This window comes from Pseudonocardia halophobica (genome assembly GCF_027922425.1).
GTDB lineage: Bacteria > Actinomycetota > Actinomycetes > Mycobacteriales > Pseudonocardiaceae > Pseudonocardia > Pseudonocardia halophobica.
The window spans coordinates 15987-26390 of record NZ_BSFQ01000048.1; the positions used below are offsets into that span (position 1 = coordinate 15987).

A 10404-nucleotide genomic window follows, 5' to 3' on the forward strand; every position below is an offset into this window, starting at 1 on the left:
GTCAGGCCGTCGTTCCGGCGGCGGGGTCCGCGTGGCGACGGGCGCGGGAACCTGCCGCGACGATCGGGATGATCGCCAGGGCGACCACTCCTCCGGCGACGGCGAGCGCCGGGTAGCCGGCCGCGGCGACGACGAGGCCGGAGGCCAGCCCACCACCGGCTCCGGCGACGGCGATGCCGACGTCGACGGTCCCCTGCGTGGCGGCGCGCCGCTCGAGGGGCACGGCGTCGGTGATGATCGCGGTCCCGCTCACCAGCCCGAGGTTCCAGCCCAGACCCAGGAGGGCGAGCGCGAGGGCGAGCAGGACCACGGAGTCCGTGGGCGCGGTGGCGGCGAGGACACCGGCGGCCAGCAGGGTGATTCCGGACAGCGCCGCGACGGCGAGCCGGCCGTACCGGTCGACGAGCCAGCCGCTCAGCGGCGAGGGCAGGTACATGGCGGCGACGTGCACGGCGATCACGGCCCCGGCCGCGCCGACCCCGTGGCCGTGGGCGGCCATGTGCACCGGGGTCATCGTCATGATCGCGACCATCACGAGCTGGGTGAGCACCATGACCGAGGCGCCCAGGGCGACCCCGCCCGGCTCGGCGCCGCCGGTCCCCGCCGTTCCGGTTGCCTCGTGCGAGGTGGGCGACGGTCCGACGGACTCCGACGAGATCGCAACTGCGGCGGCGCGTTCCCGGGCCAGGTGCAGCGGATCGGGGCGCAGCAGGAGGCCGAGGACGAGGGCTGCGAGGAGGTAGGCGGTGCCGGAGAGCAGGAACGGCCCGGCCAGCGGAGGGAGGCCCCACGCGGTCGCGAGTCGTCCCATCGGGGAGACCAGGGTCGGACCGAGCACCCCACCGAGGGTGGTCGCGACCAGGACGGTGCTGACCGCGCGGCCGCGACGGGCCGGGGCGGCGAGATCGGCACCGGTGTAGCGGGCCTGCAGGTTGGTCGCGGTACCCGCGCCGTAGACGACCAACGCCGCGAACAGCAGCGGGACGCTGTCGGCGACCGCGGCGAGGACGACCCCGGCGCTGCCTGCAGCGCCGACCGCGTAACCCGTGGTCAGGCCGGGCCGGCGGCCGAACCGCTGCGAGAGCCGACCGACGCCGGCGGCCGCCGCGGCCGAACCGACGGTGAAGAGCGCGATGGGCAGCCCGGCCAGGCTGGTCGCGCCGAGCATGTCCTGGGCCAGCAGGGCGCCGACCGTGATCCCGGCCGCGAGCCCGGCGCCGCTGAAGACCTGGGCCAGGACCAGGGTGCGGAGGATGCGGCGCTGCTCCGGCGGCTCCGTCGACGCCGGGCCGTGGTCCGGGCTCCGGGAGCGATCTCGGTCCTGCCGGTCGGTCATCGACCGGGCTCGCCGACGACGGGCCGCCCGGACAGGCGCCACTCCAGGAAGCCCTCGGTCAGCCGCACCGCGCGCCGGCCGTGCGCGGCGAGCAGCCGGACCGCGTCGTGGGAGAACACGCACAGGGCGCCGCGGCAGTAGGCGACGATCTCCTGGTCGGCGGGGATCTCCTCGAGCCGGTCGGCGAGCTCGCCGATCGGGATCGACACCGCGCCCGGGATGTGCCCGGCGGCGAACTCCGGCCCGGGCCGCACGTCGAGGACCACCGCCCGCCCGGCGGCGACCCGGCGCAGCAGTTCCTCGCGGGTGATCTCCTCGGTGTCGTCCGGGCCGAGATAGGCCTGGGCGGCCGGTCCGACGTCGGCGACGCGGGCCCCGGCCACCTCCCGCAGCCGCAGCCACAGCGCGGCGACGTCGTCCCCGGCCAGGGCGTACTCGATCGTCGTGCCGTGCCGGGTCGTGGTCACCAGGCCGGCCTGCTTGAGCGCCTGCAGGTGCGCCGAGGCCGTCGTCAGGCCCAGCCGCGCGGTCGCGGCGAGGTCGGCGACGCTGCGCGGGCCCTGGGCGAGCAGGTCCAGCAGCTCCAGGCGCTTGCCGTGCCCCAGCGCCTTCCCGACCCGGGCGAGGTGCGTGAACAGCGCGCCCTTCGCGGTCTCGTCCGACACCGGCCTCAGCTCCTCCATAAATCCATGGATTACTGTAACATCGCTGCCCCGGCCGGTCCGGCGGAGAAGGTGGGAAGCGATGGTCACGCCGACGGAGGTCCGCGTCCACGCCGTGGTCGACGAGGGGCTGGGCAACTCCAGCTACCTGCTCGACCTGGGCGACGGGGCGGCGCTGGTGGTCGACCCTCCGCGGGATCTGCGCGCGGTGCACACGCGGGCCCGCGCCGAGGGGCTGCGGATCCGGTTCGTCGCGGACACCCACCTCCACGCCGACTTCCTCTCCGGCGCGGTACAGCTCGCACACGACGAGGGGGCGACCGTGCTGGCCTCGGCCGCCGGCGCCCGGCGGTTCCCGCACCGCGGGCTGCACGACGGCGACGAGGTCGACCTCGGTGGGCTGCGGCTGACCGCGCTGGCCACCCCGGGACACACCGACGAGCACGTGTCCTTCCTGGTCTCCGACGGCGCCGCTCCGGCCGGGGTGTTCACCGGCGGGTCGCTGATCGTCGGTTCGGCCGCGCGGCCCGATCTGCTCGGCCCGAACCGCACGGACGACCTCGCCCGCGCCCAGTTCGCGTCGCTGCGCCGGCTCGCCGCCCTGCCCGCGGCGACCGCCGTGTGGCCCACGCACGGCGCCGGGTCCTTCTGCTCGGCCCCGCCCGGGGCGCAGCGCACCTCGACGATCGGCCGTGAGCTGGCCACGAACCCGCTGCTCCGCCTGGACGAGGAGCAGGGCTTCGTCGAGGCCCTGCTCGGATCGTTGGGCAGCTACCCCGACTACTTCCGCCGGCTGGGCGAGATCAACCGGCAGGGCCCGGCCGTCCTCGACACGGAGCGCGCCGGCACCCTCACCGCCTTGCCCGCGTCGGCGGTCCGGCGCCTGCGCGCGGAGGGCGCGACGCTCGTCGACGTCCGCCCGGTCGTCGAGTACGCCGCGGCACACATCCCGGGCTCCCTGTCCGACGCGCTCCGCGCCCAGTTCGCCACGTGGCTGGGCTGGGTCGCTTCCCCCGACAACGACATCGTCGTCGTCCGGAACCCGGACCAGGACCCGGCCGACATCGTCTGGCCCGCCCTCGACATCGGCATGGAACGGATCGTCGGGGAGCTGGCCGGGGGACTCGACGCCTGGACCGCCGCCGGGTACGACATCGCCGCCACCCGCGTCCTGCGCTCGGAGCAGCTCGACCCCGCGGGCCTGCGCGTCCTCGACGTCCGGCAGAGCTCCGAGTACCTCGCCGGGCACCTGCCGGGCGCCGGACACCTCGAGCTCGGTTCACTCACCGGCCGAGTCGGTGAGCTCGTTCCCGCCCCGACCGCGGTGATGTGCGGGCACGGCGAACGCGCCGCCACCGCGGCGAGCCTCCTCGAGTCCGCCGGGCACCGGGATCTCGCCGTCGTCGTCGGCGGCGCCCAGGACTGGGCCGACGCCGGCGGGCGGGCACTGGTCACCGGGGCCGATGCCGAGCCCGTCACTGCCGGATCACCGGATCCCGCGACGGAGGAGGCGGCGCGCTGATGCCCGCGTCCACGAGGGCCACCACCGTGCCGGTCCGCCTCGGGCTGCGTGAGAACCTCGGCCAGTTCACGCTGCTCGCCCTGGTCAACCTGCTCGTCGGCGGCATGGTCGGCCTCGAACGCACGGTCACCCCGCTGGTGGGTGCGCAGGTCTTCGGGCTCGGCGATCTCACCGTCGCCCTGTTCGTCATGGCCTTCGGCGTGACGAAGGCGGTGACCAACCTCGTCGGCGGCGCGGTCGTCGGCCGGTACACCCGCAAGAAGGTCCTCGTCGCCGGCTGGATCGTCGGCCTGCCGGTGCCGTTCCTGCTCGCCTTCGCCCCGAACTGGTGGTGGGTGATCGGCGCGAACGTCCTGCTCGGCGTGAACCAGGGCCTCACCTGGTCCATGACGGTCAACATGAAGATCGACCTGGTCGGGCCGGCCCGCCGCGGCCTGGCCCTCGGGATCAACGAGACCGCCGGCTATCTGGGCGTCGCCGTCACCGCGCTGGCGACCGGGTACCTCGCCACCACCTACGGGCTGCAGCCCGCGCCCGAGCTCCTCGGCGCCGTCTACGCGATCGCCGGGCTCGCCCTCACGGTGACGCTCGTCCGCGACACCAGCGCCCACGCCAGGCTGGAGGCCGAGCAGCACCACGCACACCGGCGTACCGACGAGCAGGACCCCGGCGGCCGGTCCAGGGCGACCGCCGCCCCGGGCCTCGGCACGATGTTCGCCGAGCTCACGTGGCGCGACCGGAACCTGGCCTCGATCAGCCAGGCCGGCCTGGTCAACAACCTCAACGACGGCCTGACCTGGGTCCTGCTCCCCGTCCTGCTCGTCCAGGCCGGGGTCTCGGTGGGCGGGGTCGGCGCCATCAAGGCCCTCTACCCCTTCATGTGGGCCGTGGGCATGCTGGGCACCGGCCACCTCGCCGACCGGATCGGCCGCAAGATCCCCGTCGTCGCCGGGATGGCGATCCAGGCCGTCGGGCTGCTGATCATCGTGCTCGGCCTGTCCCGGGCCTTCCTCGCCGGGCTGGTCGGCTCGTTCCTGCTCGGGGTGGGCACCGCGCTCGTCTACCCCGCCCTGCTCGCCGCGATCAGCGACGGCGTCCACCCGGCCGCGCGCGCGGCCGCCCTCGGCGGCTACCGCTTCTGGCGCGACATCGGCTATGCCGTCGGAGCCCTCGTCGGCGGCGTCACCGCCGCCCTGGCCTCCCTCGAAGCCGCCGTCCTGGTCGCGGCCGGGCTCACCGCCGCGTCCGCGGTGTGGAGCCGGCTGGCCATGCGCAGCGACCGTCACCGCAGCTGAGCACGGTGCCGTCAGTCGCCGATGCGCCTGGCGAGTTCGGGTAGCCCGGGCCCGGAGAGCTCGGGGGTGATTCCGTGGCGGCCGGCGAGCGCCATGAGCAGCGCCTCGCCGGGCCCGGCGACCTCCGGTCCCTCGCCGGTGGTCCAGTCGAGATCGGTCGCGGTCAGGGTCAGCCCACGGATGCGCTTCCTCGCCCTGATCGGCGGGGCGGTCCTGGCGTAGTCGAGGACGACGTCGAGCCGCTCGGCAGGGATGGGGCGGGGCAGGCCGAGGGGGCGTCGGATGTCCTGCTGGTGGATCATGCCGTCGGTCAGCGCGATCCGGCCGCCGAAGCCGGCGGTCAGCCCCCGGGGCTGCAGGTTGTTCTTCGCCAGGGCGATCAGCTCGTCCGGGCTGCGGTCGGCGTAGGCGGCGACCCCGACCTCGTTCGCCCGTCCCGGCCCGCGGCGCAGGAACCGTCCAACCAGCTGGGGGCGGCTGAGCTCGTCGTAGCTGAACATGTGCGCGACCACCTCGCGGACGCACCACTCGCTGCACAGCGTCCGGGCCTCCCACTGCGCCGGAGTGAGCGTGCCGAGCAGGTCGACCAGTTCGCCGCGCTCCTCGCGGGCCATCGCCATCGTGTCCACGGCGTGCATCGAGGGCCTCAGCCCTGCTCGGCGACGGTCTTCGCGAACCCGTCGAGCAGCAGCGCCCAGCCGCCACCGCCGTTGATCGCGTCGTTGATCGCCTGCCCGCCGTCGAGCCGTTCGAAGTAGCGGTGCTCGACCTCGACCACGCTCTCCCCCGGCCCGCCCGCGGTGAACCGGGCCTCGATCTCGCTGGCCTTCTCCGGGTCGGGGTCGAACTGCCAGGAGCCGTTGATCTGCCAGGTGATCACCAGCCGGTGCGGCGGCTCCCAGACCAGCACCCGCCCCCAGTCGCACTCGCTGCCGTCGACGCCGCGCTCGAACCAGCGCCCGCCCACGCCGGGCTCGAGGACGACCTCGGCCAGCTCGGCCTGCCCGATGTGGTACTGGTGCGGCCACCAGGTGTTCACCGCACCGGTGAACACCTCGAACGCCCGCTCGACCGGGACCGCGAGACTGACCGTGCCCGTGATGGGCGGGATCGGGGCCGTGCCGCTCATGGCTGCTCCTCGACGTCCTCGGGCCGGGACTCCAGGCCCGGCGTGGTGGCCTCGGCGGTCTTCTGGAAGTCGGTCAGCGCGGCGCTCCACACCCCGTCCAGCCACGTCCGCAAGGCGCCGACGCCCTCGGGGTTGAGCCGGTGGATGCGCCGGGTCCCCTCGGCGTGGCTGACCACCAGCCCGCCCTCGCGCAGCACCCGCAGGTGCTGGGACACCGCCGGCCTGCTGATCGGCAGCTCGTCGGCCAGCTCCTGCACCGAACTGGGCCGGCGCGCGAGCAGCTCGAAGATGGCGCGCCGGCTGGGGTCGCCGAGGAGCCCCAGGCCCGCATCTCCGTAAGCCGACACAAACGGTAAGTGTAGACGCACGAAGGCCGTCGTCAAGCCCGCGGAGTGGCGCCCGGGGCGGCGGCCGTGCCCCGGGCGGCCTTGTCGACGGTCAGCCAGGTCCCGTGCTCGACGCGGGTGGCGTAGTTGTCGTGGGCGGGTGAGCCGGGCGGCCAGGAGTGCAGGAAGTCGGCCTGCCAGCGGTCGTGGTCGTAGCGGACGGGCAGGGCGTCGACGCGGAGGCCGTCGAGGGTGGTCCCGTACAGGCTGTCCCGCGGCGTGCCCGGATCGGCCGACAGGCGGGTGAGGACGCCGACGCGGGTGCCGGCGAAGTTCGGCAGGCCGGCGCACCCGTTGTTCACGACGACGCAGCGGCGGTCGGCGTGCGGGACGACCTGGGCGTAGGGCAGGCCGGTGTGGGTGCAGCACAGCGCGTCGACCCCGGCCCGGCGGCACCAGTCGACCACCTGCTCGACCGTCGTGGTCGGTCCGGCGAAGGCCGTGTGAGTGCGGGCGTCCTGGTCGGGTGGGTCGAGGGCTTCGAGGGCGAGCCGCCATCCGGCCAGGCTCTCGGGGTCGCCGTGCACGATCCCGACCCGGTGGTCCCCGACGAGCACGGTGAGGTGCCGGGGCAGCTCGGCCAGGCGGCGTCGGACCGCGTCGTTCCGCAGGGCCGGGCTCGCACGGAGCTGCTCGACGACGAGGTTGGAGTTGGTGACCACCGGTTCGGCGATGTAGTCGGGGTAGTCGCAGCCGCAGCCGACGGTGTCGTCGTCGGCGGTCAGGGCGTACTCGACGTTGCCCTGGGTGACGTGGTGGGAGTGCACGCCGGCGTCCACCGCCCGGAAGTGATCGGGGTCGACGTCGAGGTAGTGGAAGTCGCCGTTGAACACGATCTCGGGAGGGGCGGGCTCGGCGGCCGCGCGGGCCAGGACCGCGTCGAGGGCGTGCGGGTTGCCGTAGAGCCCGCCGACCACGAACAGGGTCGTGCAGGCGAACGCGGGAGGTTCGGCGAGGTCCTCGGGCCGGTAGCGGTAGGCCACCGGGCAGACCCGTCCCGGGCCGGCCACGGCTACACCGCCGGCTCACCGAGAAGCGTGGCGAGCAGGTCGCGGACTCTCGCGTCGATCTCGTCGCGGATCGGGCGGACCTCGTCGACGCTGCGGCCGGCGGGGTCGGTGACCTGCCAGTCGAGGTAGCGCTTGCCGGGGAACACCGGGCAGGTGTCGCCGCAGCCCATGGTGATGACGACGTCGGCGGCCTGCACGGCGTCGGTGGTCAGTTTCTTCGGGAACTCGTGGGACAGGTCGATCCCCCGCTCGGTCATGACGGCGCGGACCGCGGGGTTGATCTGGTCGGCCGGTGCGGAGCCGGCGGAGGTGACGCGGACCCGGCCGGCGGCGTGGTGACGGAGGAGTGCGGCGGCCATCTGTGAGCGGCCGGCGTTGTGGACGCAGACGAACAGCACCTCGGGCATGGTCGGGCTGTCGGGGCTGGTCATGGCGAGGCCTCCTGGGTCGAGTGGCTCGAGCGGGTCCAACGGCGGCGGGCGGCGAGGGAGACGTAGACGAGGGCGACGAGGACGGGGACCTCGATCAGCGGTCCGACCACGCCAGCGAGGGCTTGGCCGGAGGTGACGCCGAACGTCGCGACGGCCACGGCGATGGCGAGCTCGAAGTTGTTGCCGGCGGCGGTGAACGCGAGCGTGGCGGAGCGCTCGTAGCCCAGGCCGACGGCCTTGGCCAGGGCGAGGGAGCCGAACCACATGATCGCGAAGTAGGCCAGCAGCGGCAGCGCGATCCGGGCGACGTCGAGAGGGCGGGAGGTGATCGCGTCGCCCTGCAGGGCGAACAGGACCACGATGGTGAACAGCAGCCCGTAGAGCGCGAACGGCCCGATCCGCGGGATCAGCTTCTCCTCGTACCAGGAGCGGCCCTTGGCCCGCTCCCCGATCCGGCGGGTCAGGTAGCCGGCCAGCAGCGGGACGCCGAGGAAGATCAGCACCGAGCGGGCGATCTCCCAGGCGGAGACGTCGAGGTCGGTCTGGGGGAGGCCGAGCCGGCCGGGCAGGACCGAGAGGTAGAACCAGCCGAGCCCGGCGAAGGCGACGACCTGGAAGACGGAGTTGAGCGCGACGAGGACGGCGGCGGCCTCGCGGTCGCCGCAGGCGAGGTCGTTCCAGATGACGACCATCGCGATGCAGCGGGCGAGACCGACGATGATCAGCCCGGTGCGGTACTCGGGCAGGTCCGGCAGCAGCAGCCAGGCCAGGGCGAACATCAGCGCGGGCCCGAGGACCCAGTTCAGGACCAGCGAGCCGAGGAGCAGGCGGCGGTCGCCGGTGACGGTGTCGAGGCGGTCGTAGCGGACCTTCGCCAGCACCGGATACATCATCACCAGCAGGCCGAGCGCGATCGGCAGCGAGACCCCGCCGAGCGAGATCGCGTCGAGGGCCTGGCCGAGGCCGGGGATCAGGCGGCCGGCACCGAGGCCGAGGGCCATCGCGGCGAGGATCCAGACGGGCAGGAACCGGTCGAGCGTGGAGAGCCTGCCCACGACCGCCGGGTTCGACGAGGCCGTGGGCTGGTCGGTCAGGCTCACGCGGACACACCCGCGGGCTCGTCGGCCGGGTCGACGGTCAGGACGTCGCCGAGCGTGCGCAGCGTGCTGGGTGAGACGCGGTAGTAGATCCAGGTCCCGCGGCGGTCGCCGGTGATCAACCCGGCCTCCTTGAGGACCTTGAGGTGGTGACTGATCGTCGGCCCCTTGAGGTCGAACACGCCGGTCAGCTCGCACACGCACGCCTCACCGCCCTCGTGCGAGGCGATCAGCGACAACAGCCGCAGCCGGACCGGGTCGCCCAGCGCCTTGAACACCCGGGCCAGCTCCACCGCACGCTGCGCGTCGAGGGGCTCACTGGTCAACGGCGAGCAGCAGGCCGGCGCGCTCAGGTCGACGACCGGCAGGTCTTGCTTCGACATGCGCCTATCTTGACAAGCCTCGAACCAGCATGCAACCTCTGTCTCGACAGTCATCGAAACAAGGAGGACGCCATGTCCCGTGTCCAGCTCGCCCTGCGGGTCTCCGACCTGGAGGGCTCGATCGCGTTCTACCGGTCGCTGTTCGGGGTGGAGCCGGCCAAGCTCCGCCCGGGCTACGCCAACTTCGCCGTCACCGAGCCGCCGCTGAAGCTGGTGCTCATCGAGGGCGAGCCCGGCCGGCCGACGGTCATGGACCACCTCGGGGTCGAGGTCGAGACCAGCGGCGAGGTGAACGCCGCCACCGCCCGGCTGTCCGAGCTGGGTCTGTTCACGCAGGTCGAGAACGACACCACCTGCTGCTACGCGCTGCAGGACAAGGTCTGGGTGCACGGCCCGGGTACGGAGCCGTGGGAGGTCTACACGGTCAAGGCCGACGCCCCCGACGCCACCTCGGTCCACCCGGCCGGTGCGTCACCGGACACGGCCTGCGAGTGCGGGACCCCTGCCGAGCTGGTGGGCGACGCGGCGGTGAAGTGCTGCGGCTGAACGGAAGGCGCACTGGCGCCCGGCGGGCGGCGAGCCGTCGGCCTGCGGCTCCCCGGCCGTACACCATCGGCGCGCCCCGCCGGCGTCGCGTCACCGTGCCCGGCTGGACGTTTCCCGCGCACCCGGCGAACGCGCGAGGCGCTCGCCGGGCCGCGCCGCGCCTAGACTTCCTGCATGGCAGACGGGAAACCACCCGACGCCCATCCCGTACAGACCCGGGACGCGGGGCCGCGAGGGCGCCTCCAGGCCCATCACTCACACAAGCCCGGTCTCGACGGCGGCGACGCCGCCTCATTGGCCGACATCATCGCGCTGAGCGATGGGGGCTGGCAGGTGTGTGGTGTGATCGACATACGGAACCATGATTTCTGGGCCGCGGCTCTGGATCGGATCGCGTCGGGCGGCCGAGGCGGGCGGATGGACCTGACCGATCTACGGTTCGTCAGCGTTCGAGCGGTGGCGATGCTGGTCGCCGCGTCCGCACGGCTGCCGCCCGGCCGCCACCTCCACGTGACCAACCCGTGTCCGACGTTCCTCCGTGTGTTCGACGCATGCTGGCCGAACGGGGTACCCGGCCTTCTCGTCGAGAGGACCCGGCCGTGACTGC

13 protein-coding genes are annotated in these 10404 nt (G+C 73.7%); 4 read left to right on the top strand and 9 right to left on the bottom strand.

Going from position 1 to position 10404, the window contains the following annotated elements:
• Window position 1: 1 nt before the first annotated feature.
• On the bottom strand, window positions 2–1336 hold the full coding sequence (locus PKE99_RS33245) for an MFS transporter (protein ID WP_051738207.1): 1335 nt from the start codon (window positions 1334–1336) through the stop codon (window positions 2–4).
• On the bottom strand, window positions 1333–2001 hold the full coding sequence (locus tag PKE99_RS33250; protein WP_037052915.1) for an ArsR/SmtB family transcription factor: 669 nt from the start codon (window positions 1999–2001) through the stop codon (window positions 1333–1335). The genes PKE99_RS33245 and PKE99_RS33250 overlap by 4 nt, the downstream gene beginning before the upstream one ends.
• A gap of 79 nt (window positions 2002–2080) precedes the next feature.
• Here PKE99_RS33250 and PKE99_RS33255 point away from each other — a divergent pair, with 79 nt between their 5' ends.
• Complete coding sequence (locus tag PKE99_RS33255) at window positions 2081–3520, top strand: MBL fold metallo-hydrolase (RefSeq protein ID WP_051738208.1); 1440 nt, start codon at window positions 2081–2083, stop codon at window positions 3518–3520.
• Window positions 3520–4815, top strand: coding sequence for an MFS transporter (locus PKE99_RS33260; RefSeq protein ID WP_037052803.1), 1296 nt, complete (start codon window positions 3520–3522; stop codon window positions 4813–4815). The genes PKE99_RS33255 and PKE99_RS33260 overlap by 1 nt, the downstream gene beginning before the upstream one ends.
• Before the next feature lie 11 nt (window positions 4816–4826).
• On the opposite strand, the gene PKE99_RS33265 is transcribed toward PKE99_RS33260, so the two are convergent.
• The 7 genes from PKE99_RS33265 to PKE99_RS33295 are packed head-to-tail and all read right to left on the bottom strand — an operon-like array spanning window position 4827 to window position 9251.
• Complete coding sequence (locus PKE99_RS33265) at window positions 4827–5453, bottom strand: maleylpyruvate isomerase family mycothiol-dependent enzyme (protein WP_037052806.1); 627 nt, start codon at window positions 5451–5453, stop codon at window positions 4827–4829.
• An 8-nt stretch (window positions 5454–5461) separates the two neighbouring features.
• Window positions 5462–5944 carry an SRPBCC family protein gene (locus PKE99_RS33270; protein WP_037052809.1) on the bottom strand — a complete coding sequence of 161 codons (483 nt, stop codon included), beginning with the start codon at window positions 5942–5944 and terminating at the stop codon, window positions 5462–5464.
• Window positions 5941–6291, bottom strand: a complete 351-nt coding sequence (locus PKE99_RS33275; RefSeq protein ID WP_037052812.1) for an ArsR/SmtB family transcription factor — start codon at window positions 6289–6291, stop codon at window positions 5941–5943. The genes PKE99_RS33270 and PKE99_RS33275 overlap by 4 nt, the downstream gene beginning before the upstream one ends.
• A gap of 32 nt (window positions 6292–6323) precedes the next feature.
• Entirely contained in the window at window positions 6324–7340 is a 1017-nt protein-coding gene (locus PKE99_RS33280) for a hypothetical protein (RefSeq protein ID WP_051738209.1), read from the bottom strand.
• 2 nt (window positions 7341–7342) lie between these two features.
• Entirely contained in the window at window positions 7343–7771 is a 429-nt protein-coding gene (locus PKE99_RS33285) for an arsenate reductase ArsC (protein ID WP_231498414.1), read from the bottom strand.
• The gene (gene arsB, locus PKE99_RS33290; protein ID WP_425566530.1) at window positions 7768–8871 is read right to left on the bottom strand and encodes an ACR3 family arsenite efflux transporter; all 1104 of its coding nucleotides are present in this window, start codon (window positions 8869–8871) and stop codon (window positions 7768–7770) included. The genes PKE99_RS33285 and arsB overlap by 4 nt, the downstream gene beginning before the upstream one ends.
• A complete protein-coding gene (locus PKE99_RS33295) occupies window positions 8868–9251 on the bottom strand; it encodes an ArsR/SmtB family transcription factor (RefSeq protein ID WP_037052815.1) in 384 nt (127 codons plus the stop codon). Before PKE99_RS33295 ends, arsB begins: the two co-directional genes overlap by 4 nt.
• A 72-nt stretch (window positions 9252–9323) precedes the next feature.
• On the opposite strand from PKE99_RS33295, the gene PKE99_RS33300 reads away from it, so the two are divergent.
• Both PKE99_RS33300 and PKE99_RS33305 read left to right on the top strand, forming a co-directional pair.
• Entirely contained in the window at window positions 9324–9797 is a 474-nt protein-coding gene (locus PKE99_RS33300) for an ArsI/CadI family heavy metal resistance metalloenzyme (RefSeq protein WP_037052817.1), read from the top strand.
• A gap of 174 nt (window positions 9798–9971) precedes the next feature.
• Window positions 9972–10400 (top strand): STAS domain-containing protein, encoded by a 429-nt coding sequence (locus tag PKE99_RS33305; protein WP_156068052.1) that lies wholly within the window; start codon window positions 9972–9974, stop codon window positions 10398–10400.
• Window positions 10401–10404: the final 4 nt, after the last annotated feature.

Coding starts and splice junctions, on each gene's coding strand:
- PKE99_RS33285 (WP_231498414.1), bottom strand. CDS start 7,771: ATGACCAGCCCCGACAGCCCGACCATGCCCGAGGTGCTGTTCGTCTGC.
- PKE99_RS33295 (WP_037052815.1), bottom strand. CDS start 9,251: ATGTCGAAGCAAGACCTGCCGGTCGTCGACCTGAGCGCGCCGGCCTGC.
- PKE99_RS33265 (WP_037052806.1), bottom strand. CDS start 5,453: ATGCACGCCGTGGACACGATGGCGATGGCCCGCGAGGAGCGCGGCGAA.
- PKE99_RS33270 (WP_037052809.1), bottom strand. CDS start 5,944: ATGAGCGGCACGGCCCCGATCCCGCCCATCACGGGCACGGTCAGTCTC.
- PKE99_RS33305 (WP_156068052.1), top strand. CDS start 9,972: ATGGCAGACGGGAAACCACCCGACGCCCATCCCGTACAGACCCGGGAC.
- PKE99_RS33245 (WP_051738207.1), bottom strand. CDS start 1,336: ATGACCGACCGGCAGGACCGAGATCGCTCCCGGAGCCCGGACCACGGC.
- PKE99_RS33260 (WP_037052803.1), top strand. CDS start 3,520: ATGCCCGCGTCCACGAGGGCCACCACCGTGCCGGTCCGCCTCGGGCTG.
- PKE99_RS33255 (WP_051738208.1), top strand. CDS start 2,081: ATGGTCACGCCGACGGAGGTCCGCGTCCACGCCGTGGTCGACGAGGGG.
- PKE99_RS33300 (WP_037052817.1), top strand. CDS start 9,324: ATGTCCCGTGTCCAGCTCGCCCTGCGGGTCTCCGACCTGGAGGGCTCG.